Here is a 24,849-nt window from a genome sequence, read left to right on the forward strand (position 1 = left end):
ACGTCGCCAAGGAAATCGGCCCCATCGCCAAACCCCGCCAGATCATGGTCGTGCCCGAACTGCCCAAGACCCGCTCCGGCAAGATCATGCGACGACTCCTGCGCGACGTCGCCGAAAACCGCGAAGTCGGCGACGTCAGCACCCTCGCCGACTCCTCGGTCATGGACCTCATCTCCAAGAACATGAACGCCGACTGACCCCGCCACAGGACCGGTGGCCGGGCGGAGAAGCCCACCCGGCCACCGGTTTCCCGTCTCCCAGACCTGTTCGGGCGACCGCGGCGGGAGCCCTGTTCCGGCCTCCCGCGCCGCACAGACCCTTCGAACTTCGCGAGAAGTTCGACGCCCAAGGCTCCTCGCGAGAACAGCCCGGCATTCGAACGTGGGGGCTCGGTCAGGCACACCGCCGCAGGTCCTGAGCGGCTCGGTGGCGAGTGCTCCGTGACGCCGCGTGGAGGACGAGTCTCGAGGAGCTGGGCGCGGAGTCCACGGAGCCGCTCAGGTCTGCTACCACACCGCGCACCCAGCGGCATCACGGGAACAGCGGTTCCGCCGCTCACTTGGAGCGCCCTCGACCGTCAGCGCGCGACTACGACTGGGCAAGGAGCGTTCTGCAGGAGTTGTTGGCTGGTGGAGCCGAGCAGCAGGCCGGTGAAGCCGCCGCGTCCTCGGGCGCCGACCACCACGAGTTGCGCGACCTGGGCGTGCTGCAGCAGTGCTTTCGCGGGCTTGTCGTGGGAGACGTAGCGCTCGACCTCGACGTCCGGGTACTTCTCGCTCCAGCCCGCCAACCGCTCGGCCAGCCAGCGCTCCTGGTCGGTCTGGACGGTGTCCCAGCCCTGTCCGTCGGCCCACCACTGCGCGTCGGTGTCGAGGGAGTTCCACGTGTGCACCGCTCGCAGCACCACGCCGCGCGACGCGGCGCTCTCGAACGCGGTCGTCAGCGCCGATTCGTTGCCGGTGGGGCTGTCGACGCCGACCACGACCGGTGCGTCCGGCAGCGCGGTGTCCGGTCCGCGGACCATCGCGACCGGGCAGTGGCCGTGCGCGCTGAGCGCCACCGCCACCGACCCGGCCACCAGCCCGGTGAACCCGCCCAGTCCGCGGCTGCCCACCACCATCAGCTGCGCTTCCTGCGACAGGCGGATCAGCACCGAGCTCGCCGGACCCACGTGGAGCTCGGTCACCACGTCGAGCCCCTCCACCTCCACGCGCGCGTTGTCGGCCGCCCGGTGCAACCACTCCTTGCCCTGCTGCTGCGCGGCTTTGACGTAGGGCTCGGGCAACGGGTAGCCAGGCAGGTCGGGGATGTAGACCAGCGAGAGGACGTCGGCGTAGGCGATCCGCAGCCGCGCGTTCCTGCGGTGGGCCTCGGCGGCGGCCCACCGCACCGCGTGCACCGCGGACGCTGAGCCGTCGATGCCCACGATGACCGGCTTGACGCTCGAATCGCTCATCTGCACTCCCGAGTGGCGGTGGGCGCTGCCCTCATGCCCGGTGGTCGGTGACGATCTCCTCCGCGGGGCGGCGGCCGCTGCGCGAGCCGGGGTCCGCCGGGTGGCCGAAGCGCATCAGCACCTGCACGACCCCGGTCAGGTCGAGTTGTTGCGAGAGCCCGCTGCGCACTTCGCCGAGGTGCAGGAACTGGGTGGTCACGGAAGCGCCGAGACCGCGGTGCGTGGCTTCCAGCCACGCGTGCTCCAAGGCGGAACCGACGTCGAGGTGCGCGCGGGGCTCGTCGTCCTCCGTGCTCAGCACCAGGACCGATTCCTCTTCGATGCGGGTGGCCAGCCACGCTTCGTCCGGCACGTGCGTGGAGCCGCTGACCAGACCGACCGCACCGATCCCCCGCGCGCCCAGCGCGTCGGAGGGAACCCCCCGTGTGTCGGCTTCGCCGTGCTTGACGATCCAGCCCGCGAGCTCCCGCTGGTAGGACTCGTCGGCGCGCTGGACGCGGGCGGCGTAGGTCAGCAGGCGCGCCAGCTCGAGCGCTTCCTCGCCGCCGGTGACCCACCGCCCCTGGACCGAGGGCACGGTCTGCGCCGCGGCCCGCACCGCCTCCACGTCGGCGCTGTCGACCGGACGGGCGTCGAAGGGCCGGCGGTGGCTGGTGCGCAGCGGGATCGCCTCGAAGCGGCCGTGTTCCGCGTCGGTCGGCGGTTGTCGGCCGCTCCCGGTCACGGACACGAGCGGAGCCTCGGAGCCGCTGAACGAGACCTCGGCCCGCCACCCGAGCTCGCGCACCGCGAGGACGAGGTTGGTCAGGGCGGCGCCGCAGGAGATCTTGCGGTCCCTGCCCTCGGGGTCGTGCCGGGACGGGTCGTCCTCGACCTGCTCGTGCAACTCCGCCACCCGGTCGTGGACCGACAGCGACCACGGCTGCGTGTTGTGCACCGAGGGCGCCCGGTTGACCGCCCGAGCGAGGGTCGCGGTCTCCTCGCGCGACCACGGTCCGTCGTGAACGCGCTCGGAGTGCTCGGTATCCACCATGCGTTCGCACAACCTCCCGCCGGTTGCCTCGGCAGGCCGGACCACGAGGCGGCCTCGGCTTCAGTGTCGTCCGCGACGACGGGCTTCGCAGGTCGCTCCCGGCACGGCGGCAGCGGTCCGAGGCTCACACCGCGTCGTTCACCCGGGCGTTCCAGGCGGCGAAGCCGGCGCGTTCGGCGTCGGCGGCCGAGCGGAACCACACCCCGGCCTTGGTGCGCTCGTAGTACGGGGACTGCATCGTGTGGTACCGCTTCGAGCGGGTGTTGCCCTTGACCCGGTAGGCGCTGTGGGGCGAGCGGCCGTCGGACTTCGCCCGCACCGCACCCGGGTACGGGCCGGACTCCGGCCCCCGCGCACCGGTGCCCGACACGACCTCGACGACCTCGTCGCGAGTCTTCTGCGCGGGGATGCTCTCGATGACCTGCAGCTCGTTGAGGTCCACCCGGTGCGCACCGACCGGCTCGGCTCCGACCTCGCTGGAGATCAGCACCGTGACGCCGATGCTGCTCCCGATCTCGCTCGAGGAGGCGAAGGACGGTTCCTCCCCGCCGGAACGCACCGCGCGCGGACGGGGACGGCTCGTCATCGCGCGCGGCTGGGGCCGCGACACCTCCGAGCGCTCCGGAGCCCGCTCGATCGCTTCCGGCTCGCGCACGGCGGGGAAGACCATCTGCCCTCCCCGGCGCAGCGGGCGGGACAGGAACATCGAGTTGGCCAGCGATCCGGTCATGAAGCACAGCAGGATCAGCACGAACGCCCACGCCACGGGAGCGGGGCCGTCCCCGAGCGGCGAGATGAACGCGAACGCGGCGGCGACCACCACCGCGGCCGCGAACCACACGCCCCATTGACGCAAGCAGATGGACGGTGCCCGGTGTCTTGACTTCGGCACGAAACACTCCTAGAGGCTCTGAAGAGTGAAATGATCGGCTGCGGATCGTTGTAACGAGGGTGGTCGCGCACAGCCACCGGAGATCACCAATCCGCATGGTGATCACCGAGCAATTCACCCGGCCGTGGCACCACCAGGACATGAAGACTTCACGGATCGGTCAACCGCAGGGTCTCGAGAGCGTTCCCCGAGCGGCCGAGCCTGAGCCGCATGATCTCGTCACCCCGACGCGCGCGCCGGTCACCCGCTCTCGCGGCTGGGCTCGCGCTCGCGACCGTCCTCCCCTTCCTCCCGGCCCCGGACGCTCACGCGCAGCACGTCCCACTCCCGCTCGGCGACCGCGACCTGGCGGAAACGCGTCGACGCGAACGCTGGCCGAGGGCGTGGAGCTGACCCGCGTCGTCCGCGGGAGCGAACCCGCCCCGCCGGACCAGATCACCACCACGCCCCGCGGCCCGTGGGTGGTCACCACGCTCACGATCGACCTCGACCGGGCACGCGGGCACCTGGAAGCGACCTACGGCCCGCACCTGGCTCCGGTGGAGAGGACGACCGACCTGGTCCGCTCCGCGGGTGCTCTGGCCGGGGTCAACGCGTCCTTCTTCGCGCACTCCGCGAGCCCCGAGCACCCCGGGGACCCGGTCGGCCTGGGCCTCTACGACGGCGCGCTGCTCAGCGAGCCGACCACGGACCGCGCGGAGGCGGACCTGGTCGTCGACAGTCGCAGCGATCGGGTCCTCATCGGCCGGACCGCCTGGTCCGGCGCGGTGCGCAACCGCCAGAGCGACGACACCCTGCCGCTCGACCACCTCGACCACCCGCCGGTGGTCCCACCCGCCTGCGCCGAGCTGCCCGACCAGACGCAGTGCGACCACCCCGGAGACGTCGTCCTGTTCCACCCCGAGTTCGGCCCCACCCCGAGCGGGCACGGCACGGAGGTCGTCCTGGACCAGCGCGGTTGCGTCGTGCGCACCTCCGCGACGCGCCGCACGACGCTCGAGCCCCACCAGACGTCGTTGCAGGCCACCGGGCGAGACGCGGCAGCTCTGCTGTCCACCACCGAGAACGGTTGCCTCGACCGGATCTCCACGCTCACCGACGACGACGGCGACCGGATCCTCGTGCGCCCGGGCGTGTTCGGCGTCAACGGCCGGTACCGGTTGGTGGCCGATGGCGAGGTCGTGGTGCCGCCGGGTTCGGGCGACTTCTTCGCGCGCAACCCGCGCACGATCGCCGGCACCACGGCCGAAGGCAGGATCGTCCTAGCCACAGTGGACGGTCGACGCCCCACCAGCGTCGGCACGACGCTGGACGAAACCGCCGCCCTCGCCGCGGCATTGGGGCCTGACGGACGCGGTCAACCTCGACGGCGGTCGGCTCCACGACCGCATCGGTCGGCGGCCGCCTCGCCAACCAGCCCAGCGGCGAGGAAGAACGAGCCGTCGGCGACGCACTCGTCTACGTCGAGGATGAGAAGCCCGCTCCCACCCCGCGCTGAGACGCACCCCACGTCCTCGGCAGGCCCCCCGAGGACGTCGCCCTGCTCCTGCGCGGCGCGGACGTGACCGGGGCCCTTAATTCAGTCGTTTGACTTAATTCGTGGGTCTCCATAACCTGCGCACGATGGGAAACGAACTCGAAGGCAAGATCGCCGTCGTCACCGGTGGAGCCGCCGGGCTCGGCCTGGCCATGGTGGAGAGGTTCCAGGCCGAAGGCGCCAAGGTGGTCGTGGCGGACATCGACCGCGCCAAGGGGGCGGCCCTCGCGGAGCAGCTGGGTCCGGACGTGCTGTTCGTCGAGACCGACGTGTCGAAGAGCTCTCAGGTCGAAGCACTGGTCGCGACCACGGTGGAGCGCTTCGGCGGGCTGCACGTGATGGTGAACAACGCGGGCATCCCGACCGCGATGACCATGCGGTTCCTCGACGACGACCTCGCGGACTTCCAGCGCGTCATCGACGTGGACCTGCTCGGGGTCATGCTCGGCACGCAACACGCCGGCAGGCACATGGCCGCCCACGGCGGCGGAGCGATCATCAACATCACCTCGATCGGCGGCATCCACGCCGGCTGCGCCGAGTGGAGCTACCGCGCCGCCAAGGCTGGTGTCGCCCACTTCTCCAAGTGCGTGGCCATCGACCTGGCGCGCGAGGACATCCGGGTCAACTGCATCGCGCCGGGCGCGGTCGTCTCCGACATCCTCTCCACCGCGACCGCCCAGCTCGAGCCCGGTACGGCCGAGAAGCTGCGCGACATCATGAGGTCCATCCGCCCGCTGGACCGGCAGGGCACTCCTGAGGACATCGCCGAAGCCGCTCTCTACTTCGCCGGCGAACGCTCCCGGTACGTCACCGGAACCGTGCTGCCGGTCGACGGCGGCATGACCGCCGGACACCCGAACAACCCGCTCGCCGACGCGCACGGCTGAACCGACCCACCACGAGGAGCACCATGTCCGAATACCCGATGCAGCGCGCGTCCGGCTGCCCCCTCAGCCCCCCGCCGCCGCTGCGCGCACTCGCGGCCGAGAAACCGCTGCACCGCCTCGAGATCTGGGACGGCAGCGCGCCCTGGGTGGTGACCGGGCACGCCGAACAACGGGCTCTGCTGAGCGATCCGCGGGTCAGCGTGAACGAACACCTGCCCGGCTTCCCGCACTTCAGCTCGTCGATGGCCGACACCCTCGACCAGCGGCCGAAGATGGTGTTCAACCTCGACGGCGACGAGCACTCGCGGTTCCGCCGGATCATGACCCGAGCGTTCACCGTCAAGCGGATCACCGCACTGCGGCCGCGGATCCAGCAGATCACCGACGAGCTCATCGACGCGCTGCTCGCGGGCGAGAAGCCTGCCGACCTGGTGCAGCAGTTGGCGTTGCCGCTGCCCTCGCTGATGATCAGCGAGCTGCTCGGCGTGCCCTACCACGACCACGACTTCTTCCAGCGCACCAGCCGCGTCGGGATCAGCCGCAACGCCGACCCCGAGGAGCACGAGAAGGCCAACCGGGCGCTGACCGAGTACCTCGTCGGCTTGGTCCGGGCCAAGGCCGACGACCCGGGCGAGGACGTGTGCTCGGACCTGGCCGAGCGGGTCGGCGCCGGGGAGATCACCGAGCTCGAAGCGGCCTTGATCGGCGTCCAGCTCCTGGTCGCCGGCCACGAGACGAGCGCGAACATGATCGCGCTGGGGACCGCGGTGCTGCTCGACGACCCCGACCAGCTGGCCGTGGTGCGCGCCGTCGCCGACGACCCGAAGTTGATCGCCGGTGCCACCGAGGAGCTGCTCCGCCACTTGAGCATCCCGCACGTCGGTCAGCGCCGGATCGCCACCGCCGACATCGACATCGCCGGTGAGACCATCCGCGAGGGCGAGGGCATCATCATCGACCTCCCGCTGGGCAACTGGGACCCGGCGGTGTTCCCCGAACCCGAGCGCATCCACCTGGGGCGCGACGCCACTCGGCACCAGACCTTCGGGTTCGGCCCGCACAACTGCGTCGGCCAGCAGCTGGCGCGCGCGGAGCTGCAGACCGTCTACGGCACGCTGTTCCGCCGGATCCCGACGCTCACGCTCGCGGTGCCCTTCGACGAGCTGGACCTCAAGCACGACGCGCTGGCCTTCGGCGTGCACGAACTGCCGGTCACCTGGTGATCACCGGCGGAGGGCTCCACGGCACCACGCCCGGGAGCCCTCGGCCCGCCGTCGGCTGACCTGGCCGGTCAGCGGCCCGTGCGCTCGACCGCGATGCCGCGGACCGACTTGAGCTCGGCGACGAGCTCCGTGCAGACGTTGACCGGCCACTGCGGCAGTTCCAGCCGCGTCTTCCCCAGGTGGACGTGGACGGGCGTGGTGCCCTTGTGCGCGGTCAAGGTCTGCTTGAGCTCGCTGATCACCTCGGCGCTGAGCTTGCGGTGGTCGGCCCGCAGCACCAGCGGCGGTTCGCTGCCCGGGTCGGTCTCGGCCGCGGTGATGTCGATCGGGACCGCGTCGGAGGCGAACACGCTCACCTCGCCCTCGCGCTCGTTGACCCGGCCCTTGACCGCCAGCGCGTTGTCCTCGACCAGGCAGTCGGCGAACATCTCGTAGGACTTCGGGAAGAACAGCACCTCGATGCTGGCCTCGAAGTCCTCCAGCGTCACGATCGCCCAGGGCTGGCCGTTCTTGTTCAGCCGCCGCTGGATGCCGGAGATCATGCCCGCGATCTTGGGCTGCTGCTCCTTGCCCCCGTGGCCGGTGGTGGGTTCGCGCTCCCCACCGACGAGCTCGGCGATGCTGGTGTCCTGGTAGGGCGCGAGCAGCCGCTCGGCCCCGTCCAGCGGGTGCGCGGAGACGTAGAGGCCGAGCATCTCGCGCTCGTAGGCCAGCAGTTGCTTGCGCGGCCACTCCTCGTCGGTGAACTGCAGGTGCGTCAGCGGCGAGGTCTCCTCGCTGGGGCCGTCGTCAGCGCTGCCGAACAGGTCGAACTGGCCCATCGCCTGCTGCCGCTTGAGCCCGATCACCGCGTCGACCGCGGCCTCGTGGTGGGCGTTGAGCGACATCCGCGTGTGCCCTAGCGAGTCGAAGGCACCCGCCTTGATCAGCGACTCGATGACCCGCTTGTTGCACGCGGTGATCTCGATCTTGTCGAGGAAGTCGGTGAACGAGGAGAACTTCCCCTTCTCCTCCCGGGAGGCGATGACCGACTCGACCACGTTGGAGCCGACGTTGCGGATCGCGCCCATGCCGAAGCGGATCCGTCCCTCCACCGCGGTGTGCTCGGTCGAGGACTCGTTGACGTCCGGCGGCAACACCTGGATGCCCATGCGCCGGCACTCCGAGAGGTAGACCGCGGTCTTGTCCTTGTTGTTGCTGTTGGCGGTCAGCAGCGCGGCCATGTACTCGGCCGGGTAGTGCGCCTTGAGGTAAGCGGTCCAGTAGGTCACCAGGCCGTAGGCGGCGGCGTGGGACTTGTTGAAGGCGTAGCCGGCGAACGGCAGGACGGTCGCCCACAGCTGGTCGATGGCCTCCTTGGAGTAACCGCGCTCCTTCATCCCGGCCTCGAAGCGGGCGAACTGCTCGTCCATCACCTCCTTCTTCTTCTTGCCCATCGCACGCCGCAAGAGGTCGGCTTGTCCGAGCGTGTACCCGGCGACCTTCTGCGCGATCGCCATGATCTGCTCCTGGTAGACGATCAGCCCGTAGGTCTCTCCCAGGATGTCCTTGAGCGGCTCGTCGAGCTCCGGGTGGATCGGCTCCACCGGCTTCTTGCCGTTCTTGCGGTCGGCGTAGTCCAGGTGGGCGTTGACGTCCATCGGACCCGGCCGGTACAGCGCCACGCACGCGACGATGTCGCCGAACCGCGTCGGCTGCATGCGCTTGAGCAGCGACTGCATGCCGCCACCTTCGAGCTGGAACACGCCCAGGCTCTCGCCCCGCCCCAGCATCTCGTAGGTCGGGTCGTCGTCGAGCGGGATCTCGAGGGGTTCGACCTCCTCGCCGTGGTTGGCCTTCACCATCCGCACGGTGTCGTCGATCGTGGTCATGTTGACCAGGCCCAGGATGTCGATCTTGAGCAGACCGACGTCCTCGCACTGCGGGCCGTCCCAGCCGGTGATGATCTCGCCGTCGTCGCGCTTCCACAGCGGCAGCACGTCCAGCAGCGGCTCGCGCGAGATGATGTGCGCGCACGCGTGCACGCCGGCGTTGCGGATCAGGCCTTCCAGCCCGCGGGCGGTGTCGAAGATCTTGCCGATCTGCGGATCGGTCTCGATCAGCGACCGCACCTCGGCGGCCTCCGGGTAGCGCTCGTGCTCGGGGTCGACGATGCCCGACAGCGGGATGTCCTTGGCCGCGATCGGGGCGGGCAGCGCCTTGGAGAACTGGTCGGCGAGCTGGAAGCCGGCCTGGCCCAGGTGCACCCGAGCGGCGTCCTTGAACGCGGCCTTGGTCTTGATCGTGCCGTAGGTGATGACCTTGGCGAAGAACTCCTCGCCGTACTTCTCCTTGGCGTACTGGATGACCCGCTCGCGCTGGCGCTCGTCGAAGTCGATGTCGATGTCGGGCGGCGAGTCGCGCTCGGGGTTGAGGAACCGCTCGAACAGCAACCCGTGCTGGAGCGGGTCGATGTCGATGATGTGCAGCACGTACGACAGCAGCGCACCGGCTGCCGAGCCACGGCCCGGACCGACGCGGATGCCGTTGTTCTTGGCCCAGCGGATCATGTCGCCGACGACCAGGAAGTACGAGCTGTACCCCTTCTCGGTGATGACCTTGAGCTCCCACTCGAGCTGGTCGCGGTACTCCTGGGTGAACTCGCCGTCCTTGAAGCGGGTCGGGATGAACGACTCGACCTCGTCGCGCAGCACCTCGACGTCGGTGCGGCCGACCTCGACCTTGGCCTGCGGCATCCGGTTGTGCGCGGCGAAGGCCTCCTCGTAGCCCTCGACCATGTCGGTGATCAGCAGCGTGCTGTCGGCCGCGCCCGGGACCTCCTCGTCCCAGTACTCGCGCATCTCCTCGGAGCTCTTGATGTGGTAGCCGTCGCCGTTGAACTTGAACCGGTCGGTGTCGGCGATCATCGAGCGCGTCTGCAGGCACAGCAGCGCGTCGTGGTGCCCGGCCTGGTCGTTGGTCACGTAGTGGCTGTCGTTGGTCGCCACCGTGCGCAAGCCGAGCTTCTCGGCGAGGTCGAGCAGCTCGCCGCGGATGTTGCGCTCCATCTGGATGCCGTGGTCCATGACCTCGATGAAGAACCGGTCCGGACCGAAGATGTCCTTGTAGTCGGAGGCCGCCTGCATGGCCTCCTGCTTCTGGCCGAGCCGCAGCCGGGTCAGGACCTCCCCCGCCAGGCAACCGGAGGTGGCGATGATGCCCTCGGAGTGCTCGGCGATGAGCTCCTTGTCCATCCGCGGCTTGCGGAAGAAGCCCTCCATGCTGGCCAGCGACGACAGCTTGAACAGGTTGCGCAGCCCCGCCGAGTTCTGCGCGAGCATGGTCATGTGCGTGTAGGCACCGGCGCCGGAGACGTCGCCGCTCTCGCCGTACTCGTCGACCTCCTTCTTGCCGGTGCGGGCCCGCTCACCCCAGAAGACCGGTTTCTTGTGGTACCGGCTCTCCGGGGCGATGTAGGCCTCGATGCCGATGATCGGCTTGACCCCGGCCTTGACCGCCTTGGTGTAGAAGGAGTGCGCGCCGAACATGTTCCCGTGGTCCGTCATCGCCACCGCGGGCTGCTCGAGCCGGGCGACCTCGGAGAACAGCGCGTCGTGCTTGGCGGCACCGTCGAGCATGCTGAACTCGGTGTGCACGTGCAGGTGGACGAACGGATCAGACACGCCAAGATCTCCGGGCTAGGTCGACAGCGGGAACCGCACGACTCTATCGGCGTCGACGTGCCCGCTGTCGGACCACCGCGCCCCTACCGGCGATCCCGGAGAAAGCCCACGTCACAGGCCTGTTGGAGGGCTCCGGCGCGTCGGGGCCTCGCGGCGTCCGAGCCGCTGTCACCCACCGAGCCAGTGCTCGGACTGCTCCGGGGTGCTCACCCCGTCCGCCAGGACGGCGTCGTAGGTCGTGGGTGCTGGTGGCGGTGTCCCGGGAGCGGGGATCAGCCCAGCGAGGCCTTGGTCGTGCCGATCGCAGCTCGCGCCCGGGGCGTGAGCCGGGCGGCGAACGCCCCGGCGTCGCTGCGGATGCGCTGGAAGGTGGCGACGTCCACCGCCCACAGGTCGAACTTCCGGGCCCCTGGCGCGGATCGCCCTGCTTGAGACCGAAGTGCAGACCGGGCGCGAGGGAGGGATCGGATCCGTCCCGGTTGTCGCGGAAGGACGTCTTGACCGCGTTCAGGCGTTGCGCGACCCGGCCGCCGAACGCGAAGTACTCGGCCACGCCCACGTCCGGACCTTCAGGGAGAGGTCCGGGTCGCGCGAGGTCATCAGGTCGGAGTGGTCACTGCCTCCGACGACGGTCTCCCCGACCTCGACGCCCAGGGCCAGCAGACCCCGTACGTGGAGGAGTTCGTCGGCTTCACGCCGAACGTCGTCGGTCACGCTGTGGAGTCCCGCACCGCTGGAACGGCGGGTCGGGACCGCGTGCGGTCCCGACCCGCCGCGGGGTCAGCTCGTGGCGACCACCGGTTCCGGCTCGGGGTCGGCCGGTCCCGGTTCGGTGCGCTCCGCCACCAGCGGCGGGGTCGCCTCGGTGCTGCCGAAGTCGGCGCGCAGCCACTTGCCCAGCGAGACCGCGACCAGCACCAGCACGAAGATCAGCGGGAACGCGGTGATGATCGACAGGGTCTGCAGGGCTTCGAGTCCTCCGGTGTACATCAGCACCACCGAGACCCCGGCCAGCACGATCGCCCAGAAGACCCGGTGCCACCGCGCCGGTTCCACGTCCTGCGGCAGGTCCTTCGAGGCGACCGCGGCCATCGTGTATGCCGAGGAGTCCAGCGTCGTGGCCAGGAAGACCACCATGAGCAGCAGGAACGCCACCACCGCGAACGCGCCGAACGGCAGGTGCGACAGGGTGGCGATGATGCCGGCCGTGTCGCCCTGGGCCTGCACGATGTCGGCCACCGGCACGACCTCGTTGAGCTCGAAGTACAGCGAGGTGTTGCCCAGCAGCATGAAGGCCAGCCAGCAGCCGGCGCTGCCCGCGAGGCACATCGCGCCGATCATGCCGCGGATGGTGCGGCCCTTGGAGATCTTCGCGGTGAACAGCCCGACGAACGGCGCGTAGGCGATCCACCACCCCCAGTAGAAGATGGTCCAGGTCTCCTCGAACCCGGAACCGCCCACGGGGTCGGTGTAGAAGCTCATCTCCACGAAGTTCTGCAGCAGGATCCCGAAGCTCTGGGTGAAGGTGTCGACCAGGAACACCGTCGGTCCCAGCACCAGGATGAACACGCCCAGCCCGAGCGCCAGCCACACGTTGACGTCGGCCAGCCGCTTGAGCCCCTTCTGCATGCCCAGGAACACGCTGACGCCGAACAGCGCCGTCCACACCACGACGATGCCGATGTCGAGCGGAGTTCCCTTCTCCAGCGGGGTCATCGCGGCGATGCCCTCGGAGACCAGCGGGACCTCGAGGCCCAGGGAGGTGCCCGCGGCACCGATGAGGCCGAAGATGAACAGCACGTCGATGACCCGGCCCAGCCAGCCGTCGGCGCGGTCCCCGATGACGCCGCGGCAGGCGTCGCTGAGCCGCAACGTCCGCTGCTTGCGCACGTGGTAGGCGTAGGCCAGCGCCAAGGCCGGGAGGCAGAACAGGCCCCACGCGGTGAAGCCCCAGTGGAACAGCGGGTAGGTCGCCGCCCAGTCGGCCGCTTCCGTGCTGCGGGGCTGGAGGCCCATCGGTGGCTCCACGTAGTAGTAGGACCACTCGATGACACCCCAGTAGATGATCCCGCCGCCGATGCCGGAGGTGAAGATCATCGCCAGCCAGCTGTGCGTGGAGAACTCTGGTTTGTCGTCGCGGCCGCCGAACTTCACCCGGCCGTAGCGGCTGAACGCCAACCACGCCAGGAAGCCGGCGACCGCCGCGGCGAACCAGAGATAGAGCCACCCGAACTTGCCGGTCAGCACAGCGAGCACGCCGTCGAGTGCCTGTTGTCCGCGTTCCGGCGCGATCATCACCGGGACGCAGATGGCGGCGACCAGCAGCACCGAGGACCAGAAGATCCGTCTGTCGATCCGAACTCGTCCGCCTGTCGCGAGGATGACGGAAGCACCTCCAGGTAGTCGTGGCCGGCGCCGTGCAGGGCCGCCGGCCGCACCGATGGGATTGCGTTGCGATTCGACTGATGGGTCAGTTTCGCAACGGCGTACACCTTGAGCCGGTTTCGCGCCACCGTCAAGACCGGATTCGCATAATCCCAGGAAAATCGCAGGTTTTCACATGATGTGATGCTGCTCGAGATCCGCCTCCCGCGTTGCGACACCCACCCCGTCGTTGCGATTGTCGCAATGCGCTGTTAACGTTCGGTCCCGTGGAGGACAGGGAGTCGGCACTGCGCGACCGCGTGCGGCACGTGCTGCGGGAGCACCCGGGCAGCCAACGCGCGTTCGCGGAGCAGATCGGCTTGGACGCCACCAAGCTGTCCAAGTCGCTGGCCGGCACCAGGCGTTTCACGCCCGCCGAGCTCACCCGCATCGCCGAGGTCGGCGACGTCACGGTGAACTGGTTGATCAACGGCAGCGACGAGGCGGAAACGGTCGCCGCTGCCCCGCAGCGCTCCGCGGTGCGGCCTCGGACCACCGATGCGCACGAGGCCGGGCGCTACCAGCAGATCCTCGACGCCGCCTGGCACCTGATCGCCGAGCGCGGTTACCACGCGGTGCGGATCTCCGACGTCGCCCAGGCGTGCGGGATCAGCGCGGCGACCATCCACTACCACTTCCCCGGGCGCGACGACCTGCTCACCGAAGCTCTCCGCCACTCGGTGCGGCAAGCCTTCGACCGGCAGGTCGCCGAGCTGCACAGCATCGAAGACGCGCACGAGAGGCTGCTGCGGCTGGTCGAGCTGCAGCTGCCCAAGCCGGGCCTGCTGCGGCTGGAGTGGTCGATCTGGTTGCAGGTGTGGAACGAGAGCGCGCGCAACCCCAAGATGGGTGTGCTGCACTCGGATTCCTACACCCGCTGGCACGACACGATCGCCCGCACCATCCGGGAGGGACAGCAGCAGGGCGTCTTCGTCGCCGACATCGACCCCGAGGACCTCACCGTGCCGCTGACCGCGCTGATCGACGGCCTCGGCATCCAGGTCCTCACCGACCGACCCGGCCGGTCCGTGGAACGGATGCGGCAGGTCCTGCACGACTACGTCGATCGGGAGATCGTCCGCCACTAGAGACCTCGGGAGGGATCTCCAGTGGCGGCCAGGTTCGGGGACCTCCGCGGCGGTGCTGCGGAGCCGGACACCTGGAACAGCGGCCACCGCTGCACAACTGGAACACCTCCCCACAACCAGCTCACCCCAGGCGTCGGCACGAGCGTGACCGGCGTGCTGCGCGCTGCCCGGAAACCCCTGGTGGTTCGAGAGAGGAATCGCGTGAACAACGAAGTGATCATCACCGCGGCGCTGACCGGCGCCGGTGACACGGTCGGCAAGAGCGAGCACGTGCCGGTGACCCCGGAGCAGATCGCCACCTCGGCCGTGGACGCGGCCAACGCGGGTGCCGCGGTCGTGCACATCCACGTGCGCAACGTCGACGACGGCAAGGGTTCTCGCGACGTCGCGCTGTACCGGGAGGTCGTGCGGCAGGTGCGCGAGTCCGGTGTGGACGTCGTGATCAACCTGACCGCGGGCATGGGCGGCGACCTGGTCATCGACCAGGACGACCCGCTCAAGCCGGTCGACGGCACCGACCTGGTCAACGGCCTCGAGCGCTTGCCGCACGTCGAGGAGCTGCTGCCGGACATCTGCACGATGGACTGCGGATCGCTGAACTTCGGCGAGGGCAGCCAGCTCTACATCTCCACCCCGGACATGCTGCGCGCGGGCGCCAAGCGGATCCAGGAGCTCGGCGTCAAGCCGGAGATGGAGATCTTCGACACCGGGCAGCTGTGGTTCGCCACCAAGCTCATCGAAGAAGGTCTCATCGACGCGCCGCCGCTGTTCCAGCTGTGCATGGGCATTCCCTACGGCGCGCCCGTCGATCCGGGCGTCCTGCAGTCGATGGTCAACATGTTGCCCGAGGGCGCCAACTGGGCCAGCTTCGCCATCGGCCGCAACCAGATGCCGTGGGTCGCGCAGTCGGCGATCCTGGGCGGCCACGTGCGCGTGGGCCTGGAGGACAACCTCTACCTCAGCCGTGGTGTGAAGGCCACGAACGCGCAGCTGGTCGAGCGCGCGGTGACGATCGTCGAAGCGCTCGGCGCCAAGGTCGCCACGCCGGACCAGGCGCGGGAGAAGCTCGGCCTGAAGCGGAGGTCCTGACATGAGCGGATCGCGGACCGCACCGGCCGACGTCGGCCACATCGCCTGCATCGGCGCCGGGGTCATCGGCGGCGGCTGGGTGGCGCACTTCCTGGCGCGCGGCTACCGGGTCACGGCGTGGGACCCGGCCCCGGACGCCAGCGAGAAGCTGCACCGGCTGGTCGACCTCGCCTGGCCGGCGCTGACCGAGCTCGGGCTCGCCGAGGGCGCCGACCGGAACAACCTCACCGTCGCCGAGACGCTCGAGAACGCCGTCGCCGACGCGGACTTCGTGCAGGAGAGCGCCCCGGAGGACCTGGAGCTCAAGCGCGACCTGCTCGCGCGCATCGACGCCGCCACCCCGGTGGACGTGGTGATCAGCTCCTCCACCTCGGGTTTCACGATGACCGAGATGCAGGAGCGCTGCACCACCCCGCAGCGTCTCGTGGTCGGTCACCCGTTCAACCCGCCCTACCTCATCCCGCTGGTCGAGGTCGTGGGCGGCGAGGGAACCGAGGAGTCGGCGGTGCGCTGGGCCTCGGAGTTCTTCGAGGTCGCGGGCAAGTCGGTGATCACCATGGACCGCGAGGTGCCGGGCTTCATCGCCAACCGCCTGCAGGAGGCGATCTGGCGCGAGGCGCTGCACATGGTCGCCAACGGCGAAGCCACCGTGGAGCAGATCGACACCTCGATCACCGAGGGCCCGGGTCTGCGCTGGCCCCTGTTCGGCCCCTGCTTGACCTTCCACCTGGCCGGTGGTGAGGGCGGCATGGCGCACATGCTGGACCACTTCGGCCCTTCGTTGAAGGCGCCGTGGACGCGTCTGGAGGCCCCGGAGCTGACCGGCGAACTGCGCGACCGCATGGTCAGCGGCTGCGAGCAGGCCGCCGACGGCCGCGACAACGCGGAACTCGTCGCCCAGCGCGACAGCGCGGTCATCGCCGTCATGCGGGCGATGCAGCAGCTCAAGGAGGCGGGATGAGCGACGTGGGCACCTTCCGGCAGCGGGTCCGGCCGGAGTGGATCGACTACAACGGTCACCTCAGCGAGGCCTACTACGTGCTGGTCTTCGGCTTCGCCACCGATGCGCTGATGGAGCGCACCGGCATGGACGAGCACTACCGCACCGGGAGCGGGTGCTCGCTGTACACGGTGGAGGCCCACGTCCGCTACCTGCACGAGGTCGGGCCGGACGCGGACCTGCTGGTCACCACCACGATCACCGAGCGCGGCGCGAAGAAGCTGCGGGTGGCCCACGAGATGACGGCGGACGGGACCGTCGTCGCCACCGAGGAGATCGTCGCGCTGCACGTCGACACCGCGCAGGGCCGTGCCGTCCCGTTCCCGGACGGCATCGCCGCCCAGCTCGACCAGGCGGCCGGTCGCCCCGCGTGACCGCGCGTGCCCGGTGCCCGCGCGGGCACCGGGCACGTCGTCCGGCTTCAGGGCGTGTTGTGGAGGTGGGCGCGATGTCGTCGTAGAACGTGGGGACCTGGGTGTAGCCGGTGTAGGAGTCGGCCGAGTCCTGTTCCTCACCCCCGGGGCACCGGGGCGCCCGTGATCCCCGCCAGCTCGGCCACCACCAGCGGGCCCACGCTGTGGCCGGCCGAGCTGGCCACACCACCCCGCTCGTAGCCCGCGCAGACGACGTGCGCGCGGTGGAACCAGATCTGGTGCGGGGACCCGTGCAGGGCGGCCCTCTCGCAGTCCTCATCGGACACCAGCGGCAGTTGTGCTTGCTGCAGGACCGGTGTCACCGATCAGGCGGGCGGTTCGTCGAGCTGCAACCCGAGGTGATGCCCCACCCGAGGACGCGGGCCGGTGTGCCCGCGCGGGAGAGCTCCTCGGCTTCGTCCGGCCTCGCCAGCAGGAGCGTCGGGAGGGCATCGGCCGGTCGAGGGTCAAGACTGCGATGTCCCCTCCGGGGCGCGGTGTTCGTCCCCGGGGGGGGCGGTGGGGACGGCGGTACCTTCTCGTGCTCGTAGGTCGACACCACCTGGCGAACGTCACCGACGTCGCTGCGGAGGTCGGTCCGGCCGCCCACGACCCCCAGGTTCCTGACCACGGCCTCGTCCACCCAAGGCGCGGCCGTGACCACCTTGGTCGGGGCGACCACCGTGCCACCGCACGTGAAGTGCGAGGACACGTCCGGGGCCGCCTGCGCATCCGCGAGGAAGACCATCCACGGATCCCGCTCGGCACTCCCGTCCACACCACCGATGATGGCCGCAGCGGGAACCGCGGCCGACACCGCCAGGGCCGCTCCTGCGGCCAGGACATCGGCGAACTCCAGAACCGTTCTCCTCCTGCGGCCACCGTCCCGAACCACGGCCACCGACCGGATCGGGACGATCCCCCCGCAACCGAACCCGAGCGGTGACCCGGCACTCCTCGGTGCCGCCCCCGGATCACCCTGCTGTGAGGGCTGCGACGAAGTCGGTGGTGAGCCGGTCGAGGAACGCCTCGTGGTCGAGGCCGGGTGTGGTGCCGACGCCGGGCGGCGGGCTGGACAGGAAGTCGAGGTGCCCGACGCCCTGGTAGGTGCGGACGTCGGTGCGCACCGGGGCACCTCGGAGGAGATCGGCGTTCTCCGGCGGGGTCACCCGGTCCTCGGCGCCGACCATCGCGACGACGTCCGCTGTGACCTCGTCCAGCGCGCCCGGACCTCGGAACCACTCGAGGGTGGGTGCCACCAGCACGAGCCGCGAAATCCTCGGCTCCACCGGCACCTCGACCGGGCGTCGATCCCGTCCCCACGGCTGGGCACCGGCGAGGCACAGCGCGGCCCACCCTCCTGCCGAGTGCCCCGCGGCGACCACCGGCAGATCGCCGCGATCGACTTCCGCCAGCGCGGCCTTGAGCCCGACCGCGCGGTCGCGCATCTGCTCGTCGGTCACCGCGCGGCCGTCGAAGCGCTCGTGCTCGGGGGCCGCGACGGTGAAGCCGGCCTCGCTCGCCGCAGTGAGCAAGCGCTGGTAGCGAGCGGGATCACCACCGGCTCCAGGGCCGAAGAGCAGGATCCCGCGGGCACCTCCCGAGCCAGCGGCCACGACCAGCACGGCCCCACAGTACGACCGGACGCTCAGAGGTTGTCCAGGACGGCCGCCACGACCTGGTCCGTCGTGGCGGTGCCGCCGACGTCCGGGGTGAGCAGGCCTGAGCCGGTGGTGGCGTCGAGCGCCTTGCGGACGCGGGTGGCTTCCTCCTCCAGGCCGAAGTGGTCCAGCATGAGCGCCGCGCTGCCGATCGCGCCGATCGGGTTGGCCAGACCCCGGCCCGCGATGTCGGGAGCCGAGCCGTGGACCGGTTCGAACATCGACGGGAAGCGGTGATCGGGGTTGAGGTTCGCGCTGGCCGCGAGACCGAGACTGCCCGCGAGAGCGGAGCCGAGGTCGGAGAGGATGTCGGCGTTGAGGTTGGAGGCCACCACCACCGACAGGTCCTCGGGGTGCAGCACGAACGTCGCCGACATCGCGTCGACGAGCACGCTCTCGGTCTCCACGTCCGGGTAGTCGGCGGCCACGCGCTCGAAGACCTCGTCCCAGAGCACCATCCCGTGCTGCTGGGCGTTGCTCTTGGTCACCGAGGAGACCTTCTTGCGGTCGCGCTCGCGGGCGAGGTCGAAGGCGAAGCGCATGATGCGCTCGCAGCCCTTCTCGGTGAACAGCGAGGTCTGCAGGGCGACCTCGTTGCCGGGGCCGCGGCCGGCGAGGTTGCGCCCACCCAGGCCCGCGTACTCGCCTTCGCTGTTCTCCCTGACCACGACCCAGTCCAACGGGGTGTCGTCGGCCTTGCGCAGCGGCGAGGTGATGCCCGGGTGGAAGTGCACCGGCCGCACGTTGGCCCACTGGTCGAAGTTCTGGCAGATCCGAAGCCGCAGGCCCCACAAGCTGACGTGGTCGGGCACCGACGGCCACCCCACCGCGCCGAAGTAGAGGGCGTCGAAGTCCTGCAGGACTTCCAACCCGTCCTCGTCCATCATCCGGCCGGTCTTCTCGTAGTACCCGCAGCCCCAGGGGAAGTCGGTCCAGTCGAAGGCGAACCGGCCGCTGGACCCGGCGGCCAGCGCGTCCAGGACCGCACGCCCCGCGGCCACGACCTCGGTGCCCACGCCGTCGGCGGGGATGGCGGCGATGCGGAACGTGCGTGGTGCGGACATCAGGTCACTCCCGGTGCGGTCGGCTCGCGTCGTCGACCAGTGAAGACCGGCGGCGGACCGGATGTCCAACACGCGCTGCCGATCAGGTCGATAGGGAGCGGCTATGCCTCCTGGCCGAGGTGGTCGAGCGGCGCGTAGGAGCGGGCCACGGCGAGGAAGGCCCGGGCCGCGGGCGTCAGCGGGGCCGACCGGCTGATCAACGCCACGTGCAACCGCGCCGGTGAGTCGAGCAGCACGGCACGCGCCCCGGAGCGGCGGGCCAACGGCGCCCAGGCCGCGGGGAGCACGGCCAGTCCCACGCCCTGCAGCACCAGCGGCAGGATCGAGGTGCGGTGGGCGACCTCCGCGACGACCTCCGCGCCGGCATCGACCACCTCGTCGACGATCCGCCGCATCTGGCTGCCGGGTGGTGAGGCGATCAACCGAGCTCCGGCCAACGCCGTGGTCGACACCGGGTCTTCGTCCGGGAGGTCCGCGTCGTCCGCGCCGACCAGGACGAAGCTCTGCGACTCCAGCGGCAGCACCTCGACGCCCGGGGCCTGCACCTCACCGGGGGCCCCGACCAGGCCGAGCTCGCACGCTCCTTCGCGGACCTTCTGCACGACCTCGTCAGGCGTGAACGCCGCGTCCGCGCCGACCACCACCCCGGGATGCCGGCGGGTGAACAGGCGGGTGAGCGTCCCCAGCGGTTCGATGCCCGGCGAGGGCATCGTCACCAGCTCGACGTGCCCGCGTTGCACGCCCTTGAGCGAGTCCATCGTGGACTTGGCGGTGCGCAGGTCGCGCAGTACCTGACGGGCCGGACCGATCAGCTCCTTGCCCGCGTCGCTGAGCACCGCGCCCCGTCCGATGCGGTGGAACAGCCGCACTCCCAGCTCACGTTCCAGGCCGGCGAGCGCCTGCGACAGCGACGGCTGCGCGATGTGCAGCTTCTCAGCCGCGCGGCCGAAGCCCCCGTGGTCGACGATCGCCAGGAAGTACTCCAGCTGCCGCGCGTCCACGCCGCCTCCCCTCGCACAGCCGACCACCGATCACCGCAGTTCAAAGGCCACTCATCCACCGAACCTATCAGTCTGGGACTTGCTGCCCCGTGCGACGCCGCACCGCCCGGAGAGCCACTGCCCCGCCCGACGCCGCGTCCCCCACCAACCCCGGAAGCTGTGGCGAATCGTCCTGCCACTGACTTCCGCTCGACCAACGAACCCTCCTCACCACCTGCCCGGACACCATCGACGGCGCCTTCGCCGACGGTGACACCTGTGAACCAGCTTCTCGACGGCGCTCTTCACCTCGTACCGTCCCCTCACTCGGAAGGAGGCCGAAGGCGGTCAGCCCACCCGTCGGGCTTGGTCGTGGGTGGGGACGGTGGCTCGTCCGGCGTCGGGTTCAGTCGCGGCCGCGTGCACCGGGGTCGTGTTCACCGTGTCGGCCTCGTGGTGGGGGCCAGTTCGGTCGGTGGGTTCGGTGCTGTGGCTCGCCACCAGGAGGGCAGGACTGTCCACACTGGCCGGACTCGTCTCGGCGCTGTCGTTGTCCTGCCGCTCCGGCGACGAGCACCGGAGCGTCGACGAGTTCAGGCCCCTAGGACGCACTTCGGTCGACTCCTACGGCAACGCCGTAGGAGCGTCCACCACCGCCCAGAGAGTAGGAACCTGACCGGTTGGGCGGGTCCTCGGTACCCCACGCCCGCCGAACGGCTCGCTCCTGCGGGCAGCGGCGCGCCACCCACCGGCCCCCACGCTCGCCCCGGTGGGCACACCACCTCGGCTCAGCCCACCGCTGCGGGGTGGTGCAGCGGGGCGTCTGTCTTGGCTGCCACCTCGTCCTCGGTGACACCGGGGGCCAGGGAGACGAGGTCGAAGCCTCCGGGAGTCACGTCCAGCACCGCGAGGTCGGTGACGACCCGGTTCACGACGCCGGCACCGGTCAGCGGCAGGGTGCAGCGCTCGACGAGCTTCGGGGTGCCGTCCTTGGCGACGTGGTCGGTCAGCACCACGATCCGCCGCGCTCCCACGACCAGGTCCATCGCGCCACCCATGCCCTTGACCAGCGCACCCGGGATCGTCCAGTTCGCCAGGTCGCCGGAGCTGCTGACCTGGAGGGCGCCCAGCACGGCGATGTCGATGTGCCCGCCGCGCATCATCCCGAAGGACGCGGCGGAGTCGAAGTAGCTCGCACCCGGCGCGAGGGTGACGGTCTGCTTGCCGGCGTTGATGAGGTCGGCGTCCTCCTCGCCCTCCCACGGGAACGGTCCCACCCCGAGGATGCCGTTCTCGCTCTGCAAGGTCACGTGCACGCCGTCCGGGATGTGGTTGGCGACCAGGGTGGGGATCCCGATCCCCAGGTTGACGTAGTCGCCGTCGCGCAGTTCAGCGGCGGCGATGGCCGCCATCTCGTCACGAGTCCAGCTCACCTGTTGCTCCTCGAACACTGTCCGGAACCTGCTTCGCTCAGCGGTGCGGGTGGCAGGGCCTCAGCGGCTCCGCCGCTCAGGCCCTGCTCCTAGTTCGCGGGGGCGTGGGTGCGCACCGTGCGCTTCTCGATGTCCTTGACCCGCGGCCGGGCGGCGACCAGCCGGTCCACGTGGATGCCCGGCGTCACGACCCGCTCGGGGTCCAGGTGCTGTTCGCTGAGGTGCTCGGCCTCGGCCACCACGGCCCGCCCGCAGGTGGCCACGACCGGGTTGAAGTTGCGCGCGCTGGCCCGGTAGACGAGGTTGCCCGCCGGGTCGGCGGTGTGGGCGTGCACCAGGGCGACGTCGGCGACGATCGCCCGCTCCTGGACGTAGCTGTGCCCGTCGAACTCGGCCACCGGCTTGCCCTCGGCGACCGGGGTGCCGACGCCGGCCCGGGTGTAGAAGGCCGCGATGCCCGCACCGCCGGCGCGCAGCCGCTCGGACAGCGTTCCCTGCGGGACGAACTCGACCTCGAGGGTGCCGTCCAGGTACTGCTGGGCGAACAGCTTGTTCTCACCGACGTAGGACGCGACCACCTTCGACACCTGCTGGTTGTCCAGCAGCAGGCCCAGACCCTTGCCGTCCACGCCCATGTTGTTCGACACCACGGTCAAGCCCCGGACGCCGCTGTCGCGCACGACCTCGATCAGGTCGTTCGGAACACCGCACAGCCCGAACCCGCCCACGGCGAGCGTCATGCCGTCGGTCAGCACACCGGCCAACGCCTCCGACGCGTCGGAACGCAGCTTCGACACCTCATCACCCCTTCCACGTCCAACTCACGGACGCCGAGGAGTAAAGGCGTTCGTCCACGGGCACCGCAATGTTCACGGCTGATCCGCTCGCCCACCGAGCAGGACGAGGCGGTGGCGTCCACCCAGTGGACGCTAGGGTGCGTGCCATGAGCGACACCCGGAGCGCCCACCTCGTCGGCAAGATCAGCGCGGTGCTGCGGGCGCTGTCGGCGACGCACGCGACTGGCACGACCACCACCGACCTCGCACGGGAGGCCGGGTTGCCGCGCCCGACCGCGCACCGCCTGCTCAGCTCCCTGGCCGACGAGGGGTTCGTCGACCGCGACCGCCAGACCGGCAGCTGGTTCCTCGGCCCGGAGCTCTACCTGCTCGGCCAGACCGCGGGGACCCGCTACGACGTCACCCACCACGCGCGGGAGAGCGTTCACCGCCTGGCCGCGAAGACCGGGGAGAGCGCTTTCTTCTCCGCGCTGCGCGGTGAGGAGACCGTGTGCCTGCTGCGCGAGGACGGCGACTTCCCCATCCGCTCGTTCGTGCTCTACGAAGGCGCCCGCTTCCCGCTCGGCGTCGTGTCCGCGGGCCTGGTCCTGCTGGCCTTCCAATCCGACACCGACGTCGACGACTACCTCGGCCGCACCGACCTCACGACCCGCTGGGGTCCGTCCCACTCCCCCGAAGAGGTCCGCGCCCGCATCGACCGGACCCGCCGTCACGGCTACGCGGTCAACCCCGGCCTGGTCGTCGAAGGCAGCTGGGGCATGGCTGCCGCGGTGTTCGACCACAACGGGAAACCGGCCTGGGCGCTGACGCTCACCGGTGTGGAATCGCGCTTCAGGCCAGACCGACAACCTGAACTCGGCGCCCTGCTGCTGCACGAAGCCCACGCGCTCACCCGCCGCCTCACCACCCAGCGGTGAGCGCAGGTCATGCCGCGTACTGGACCGGGAGGTCCTTGATCCCGTTGAGCCAGCCGGAGCGCAGTCGGGCGGGCCGGCCGGTGCGGTGGACGTGCGGGGCCATGTCGGCGACCGCGTCGAAGATCTGCCGGACCTCCATGCGCGCGAGGTTCGCGCCGATGCAGTAGTGCGCGCCGTGCCCGCCGAACGCCAGGTGCGGGTTCGGGTCGCGGGTGATGTCGAAGGTGAACGGGTCGGTGAAGACCTCGTCGTCGTAGTTGGCGCTGGCGTAGAACAGCCCCACCCGCTGGCCTCGCCTGATCTGGACGCCACCCAGCTCGGTGTCCTCCAGCGCGGTGCGCTGGAACGAGGTGACCGGGGTCGCCCAGCGGATCACCTCGTCCATCATCGTGCTGGGGCGCGCGGACTTCCACAGCTCCCACTGCTCGGGGTGGTCGAAGAAGGCGTTCATCCCGTGGGCCGTGGCGTTGCGCGTGGTCTCGTTGCCCGCCACCGCGAGGGCGATGACGAAGAAGCCGAACTCGTCGTCGGTGAGCCCGCGCCCGTCGACGTCGGCGTTGACGAGCTTGGTGACGATGTCCTCGCGCGGGTTCTCGCGGCGCTCGGCGGCCAGGCCCATCGAGTACATCAGCACCTCGGCGGCCGCGGCCTCCGGGTCGTTGTCCTCGCGGGCGAGGTCGGGGTCGTCGGACCCGGTCATCTGGTTGGTCCAGTCGAAGATCTTCCGCCGGTCCTCGGCCGGGATGCCGAGCATGTCGCCGATGACCTCGAGCGGGAACTCGGAGGCGATCTGGTCGACGAAGTTGCCCTCGCCGGCCTCCACGGCCCTGCGGACGATCCGCCGCGCGCGCTGCTCCAGCGCGTCTTCCAGCGCGCCGATGGCGCGCGGGGTGAACCCGCGGCTGATGATCTTGCGCAGCTGGGTGTGCTCGGGCGGGTCCTGGTTGATGATCACGACCTTGGACGGCTCGATCGACTCCGGTGTCGCCGTCGCCGGGTTGCGGATGATCACGGCGTTCTCGCGGCTGCTGAACACCTTCGTGTTGCGGGACACCGCGGCCACGTCGGCGTGCTTGGTCAAGGCCCAGTAGCCCGTGCCCGCCTCCGGGGACATGCCGGCGCGCGCCTCGGGGGCCTGCTCGACCCAGTGGATCGGTGCGGTCCTGCGCAGGGCGGCGAACTGCTCGTGCGGGACGCCCGCGAGGTTGAGGTCGGGATCGGTGGGGTCGAAACCGGGAGGCAGCGCGTCGGCCATGGATCCTGACCATACAGATCTAGACAAGTGTATGG

24 protein-coding genes are annotated in these 24,849 nt (G+C 70.3%); 10 read left to right on the forward strand and 14 right to left on the reverse strand.

The window, feature by feature from the left end:
- Positions 1–197, forward strand: a 197-nt coding sequence (locus EIL87_RS11255; protein ID WP_148101515.1) for an AMP-binding enzyme, incomplete at its 5' end; no start/stop codon positions are given.
- Positions 198–577: 380 nt separating this feature from the next.
- Here EIL87_RS11255 and EIL87_RS11260 read toward each other — a convergent pair.
- The 3 genes from EIL87_RS11260 to EIL87_RS11270 all read right to left on the reverse strand — a co-directional run bounded on the left by EIL87_RS11260 (position 578) and on the right by EIL87_RS11270 (position 3,381).
- Positions 578–1,456: a universal stress protein gene (locus EIL87_RS11260; protein WP_125090194.1), complete on the reverse strand. Its 879-nt coding sequence runs from the start codon at positions 1,454–1,456 to the stop codon at positions 578–580.
- Between the two features lie 31 nt (positions 1,457–1,487).
- Entirely contained in the window at positions 1,488–2,489 is a 1,002-nt protein-coding gene (locus EIL87_RS11265; RefSeq protein ID WP_125090195.1) for an Acg family FMN-binding oxidoreductase, read from the reverse strand.
- A gap of 124 nt (positions 2,490–2,613) precedes the next feature.
- On the reverse strand, positions 2,614–3,381 hold the full coding sequence (locus tag EIL87_RS11270) for a sunset domain-containing protein (protein ID WP_158628617.1): 768 nt from the start codon (positions 3,379–3,381) through the stop codon (positions 2,614–2,616).
- A 383-nt stretch (positions 3,382–3,764) separates the two neighbouring features.
- Here EIL87_RS11270 and EIL87_RS11275 point away from each other — a divergent pair, with 383 nt between their 5' ends.
- The 3 genes from EIL87_RS11275 to EIL87_RS11285 are packed head-to-tail and all read left to right on the forward strand — an operon-like array spanning position 3,765 to position 7,031.
- Complete coding sequence (locus EIL87_RS11275) at positions 3,765–4,946, forward strand: phosphodiester glycosidase family protein (RefSeq protein WP_199740371.1); 1,182 nt, start codon at positions 3,765–3,767, stop codon at positions 4,944–4,946.
- A 58-nt stretch (positions 4,947–5,004) separates the two neighbouring features.
- Positions 5,005–5,808, forward strand: coding sequence for an SDR family NAD(P)-dependent oxidoreductase (locus tag EIL87_RS11280; protein WP_125090197.1), 804 nt, complete (start codon positions 5,005–5,007; stop codon positions 5,806–5,808).
- Between the two features lie 23 nt (positions 5,809–5,831).
- Positions 5,832–7,031: a cytochrome P450 gene (locus EIL87_RS11285; protein ID WP_125090198.1), complete on the forward strand. Its 1,200-nt coding sequence runs from the start codon at positions 5,832–5,834 to the stop codon at positions 7,029–7,031.
- Between the two features lie 68 nt (positions 7,032–7,099).
- Here EIL87_RS11285 and dnaE read toward each other — a convergent pair whose 3' ends face one another.
- From dnaE to EIL87_RS11300, 3 genes are all read right to left on the reverse strand, one after another.
- The gene (gene dnaE / locus EIL87_RS11290) at positions 7,100–10,693 is read right to left on the reverse strand and encodes a DNA polymerase III subunit alpha (protein WP_199740372.1); all 3,594 of its coding nucleotides are present in this window, start codon (positions 10,691–10,693) and stop codon (positions 7,100–7,102) included.
- Positions 10,694–11,200: 507 nt separating this feature from the next.
- Complete coding sequence (locus tag EIL87_RS11295; RefSeq protein ID WP_125090199.1) at positions 11,201–11,407, reverse strand: hypothetical protein; 207 nt, start codon at positions 11,405–11,407, stop codon at positions 11,201–11,203.
- A gap of 66 nt (positions 11,408–11,473) precedes the next feature.
- Positions 11,474–13,240, reverse strand: a complete 1,767-nt coding sequence (locus EIL87_RS11300; RefSeq protein WP_325049450.1) for a BCCT family transporter — start codon at positions 13,238–13,240, stop codon at positions 11,474–11,476.
- A 104-nt stretch (positions 13,241–13,344) separates the two neighbouring features.
- On the opposite strand from EIL87_RS11300, the gene EIL87_RS11305 reads away from it, so the two are divergent.
- The 4 genes from EIL87_RS11305 to EIL87_RS11320 all read left to right on the forward strand — a co-directional run bounded on the left by EIL87_RS11305 (position 13,345) and on the right by EIL87_RS11320 (position 16,668).
- The gene (locus EIL87_RS11305; protein WP_125090201.1) at positions 13,345–14,205 is read left to right on the forward strand and encodes a TetR/AcrR family transcriptional regulator; all 861 of its coding nucleotides are present in this window, start codon (positions 13,345–13,347) and stop codon (positions 14,203–14,205) included.
- Between the two features lie 201 nt (positions 14,206–14,406).
- Positions 14,407–15,294 (forward strand): BKACE family enzyme, encoded by an 888-nt coding sequence (locus tag EIL87_RS11310; protein ID WP_125090202.1) that lies wholly within the window; start codon positions 14,407–14,409, stop codon positions 15,292–15,294.
- 1 nt (position 15,295) lies between these two features.
- The gene (locus EIL87_RS11315; protein ID WP_125090203.1) at positions 15,296–16,255 is read left to right on the forward strand and encodes a 3-hydroxyacyl-CoA dehydrogenase NAD-binding domain-containing protein; all 960 of its coding nucleotides are present in this window, start codon (positions 15,296–15,298) and stop codon (positions 16,253–16,255) included.
- Positions 16,252–16,668, forward strand: coding sequence for a thioesterase family protein (locus tag EIL87_RS11320; RefSeq protein ID WP_125090204.1), 417 nt, complete (start codon positions 16,252–16,254; stop codon positions 16,666–16,668). The genes EIL87_RS11315 and EIL87_RS11320 overlap by 4 nt, the downstream gene beginning before the upstream one ends.
- Positions 16,669–16,805: 137 nt before the next feature.
- Here the strand turns inward: EIL87_RS11320 and EIL87_RS11325 are convergent, their stop codons facing one another.
- The 5 genes from EIL87_RS11325 to EIL87_RS11345 all read right to left on the reverse strand — a co-directional run bounded on the left by EIL87_RS11325 (position 16,806) and on the right by EIL87_RS11345 (position 20,433).
- Positions 16,806–17,030 carry a trypsin-like serine protease gene (locus EIL87_RS11325; RefSeq protein ID WP_125090205.1) on the reverse strand — a complete coding sequence of 75 codons (225 nt, stop codon included), beginning with the start codon at positions 17,028–17,030 and terminating at the stop codon, positions 16,806–16,808.
- Positions 17,027–17,608 (reverse strand): trypsin-like serine protease, encoded by a 582-nt coding sequence (locus EIL87_RS11330; protein WP_125090206.1) that lies wholly within the window; start codon positions 17,606–17,608, stop codon positions 17,027–17,029. The genes EIL87_RS11325 and EIL87_RS11330 overlap by 4 nt, the downstream gene beginning before the upstream one ends.
- Before the next feature lie 73 nt (positions 17,609–17,681).
- Entirely contained in the window at positions 17,682–18,332 is a 651-nt protein-coding gene (locus tag EIL87_RS11335; protein WP_125090207.1) for an alpha/beta hydrolase, read from the reverse strand.
- 23 nt (positions 18,333–18,355) lie between these two features.
- Positions 18,356–19,432: a tartrate dehydrogenase gene (locus EIL87_RS11340; protein ID WP_125090208.1), complete on the reverse strand. Its 1,077-nt coding sequence runs from the start codon at positions 19,430–19,432 to the stop codon at positions 18,356–18,358.
- A gap of 101 nt (positions 19,433–19,533) precedes the next feature.
- Positions 19,534–20,433: a LysR family transcriptional regulator gene (locus tag EIL87_RS11345; protein WP_125090209.1), complete on the reverse strand. Its 900-nt coding sequence runs from the start codon at positions 20,431–20,433 to the stop codon at positions 19,534–19,536.
- Between the two features lie 454 nt (positions 20,434–20,887).
- Here EIL87_RS11345 and EIL87_RS11350 point away from each other — a divergent pair, with 454 nt between their 5' ends.
- Positions 20,888–21,088: a hypothetical protein gene (locus tag EIL87_RS11350; RefSeq protein ID WP_125090210.1), complete on the forward strand. Its 201-nt coding sequence runs from the start codon at positions 20,888–20,890 to the stop codon at positions 21,086–21,088.
- 112 nt (positions 21,089–21,200) lie between these two features.
- Here the strand turns inward: EIL87_RS11350 and EIL87_RS11355 are convergent, their stop codons facing one another.
- Positions 21,201–21,845, reverse strand: coding sequence for a CoA transferase subunit B (locus EIL87_RS11355; RefSeq protein ID WP_125090211.1), 645 nt, complete (start codon positions 21,843–21,845; stop codon positions 21,201–21,203).
- Positions 21,846–21,934: 89 nt separating this feature from the next.
- Complete coding sequence (locus EIL87_RS11360) at positions 21,935–22,642, reverse strand: CoA transferase subunit A (RefSeq protein ID WP_125090212.1); 708 nt, start codon at positions 22,640–22,642, stop codon at positions 21,935–21,937.
- A 146-nt stretch (positions 22,643–22,788) separates the two neighbouring features.
- On the opposite strand from EIL87_RS11360, the gene EIL87_RS11365 reads away from it, so the two are divergent.
- Positions 22,789–23,559 (forward strand): IclR family transcriptional regulator, encoded by a 771-nt coding sequence (locus EIL87_RS11365; protein WP_125090213.1) that lies wholly within the window; start codon positions 22,789–22,791, stop codon positions 23,557–23,559.
- A 7-nt stretch (positions 23,560–23,566) separates the two neighbouring features.
- Here the strand turns inward: EIL87_RS11365 and EIL87_RS11370 are convergent, their stop codons facing one another.
- A complete protein-coding gene (locus tag EIL87_RS11370; RefSeq protein ID WP_125090214.1) occupies positions 23,567–24,814 on the reverse strand; it encodes a cytochrome P450 in 1,248 nt (415 codons plus the stop codon).
- Positions 24,815–24,849 lie beyond the last annotated feature (35 nt).

This window comes from Saccharopolyspora rhizosphaerae (genome assembly GCF_003931915.1).
Lineage (GTDB): Bacteria > Actinomycetota > Actinomycetes > Mycobacteriales > Pseudonocardiaceae > Saccharopolyspora > Saccharopolyspora rhizosphaerae.

Excerpts from the sequence above, each read along its gene's own strand:
- EIL87_RS11285 (WP_125090198.1), top strand. The coding sequence starts at position 5,832 with ATGTCCGAATACCCGATGCAGCGCGCGTCCGGCTGCCCCCTCAGCCCC.
- EIL87_RS11320 (WP_125090204.1), top strand. The coding sequence starts at position 16,252 with ATGAGCGACGTGGGCACCTTCCGGCAGCGGGTCCGGCCGGAGTGGATC.
- EIL87_RS11260 (WP_125090194.1), bottom strand. The coding sequence starts at position 1,456 with ATGAGCGATTCGAGCGTCAAGCCGGTCATCGTGGGCATCGACGGCTCA.
- EIL87_RS11315 (WP_125090203.1), top strand. The coding sequence starts at position 15,296 with ATGAGCGGATCGCGGACCGCACCGGCCGACGTCGGCCACATCGCCTGC.
- EIL87_RS11340 (WP_125090208.1), bottom strand. The coding sequence starts at position 19,432 with ATGTCCGCACCACGCACGTTCCGCATCGCCGCCATCCCCGCCGACGGC.
- EIL87_RS11265 (WP_125090195.1), bottom strand. The coding sequence starts at position 2,489 with ATGGTGGATACCGAGCACTCCGAGCGCGTTCACGACGGACCGTGGTCG.
- EIL87_RS11280 (WP_125090197.1), top strand. The coding sequence starts at position 5,005 with ATGGGAAACGAACTCGAAGGCAAGATCGCCGTCGTCACCGGTGGAGCC.
- EIL87_RS11365 (WP_125090213.1), top strand. The coding sequence starts at position 22,789 with ATGAGCGACACCCGGAGCGCCCACCTCGTCGGCAAGATCAGCGCGGTG.
- EIL87_RS11370 (WP_125090214.1), bottom strand. The coding sequence starts at position 24,814 with ATGGCCGACGCGCTGCCTCCCGGTTTCGACCCCACCGATCCCGACCTC.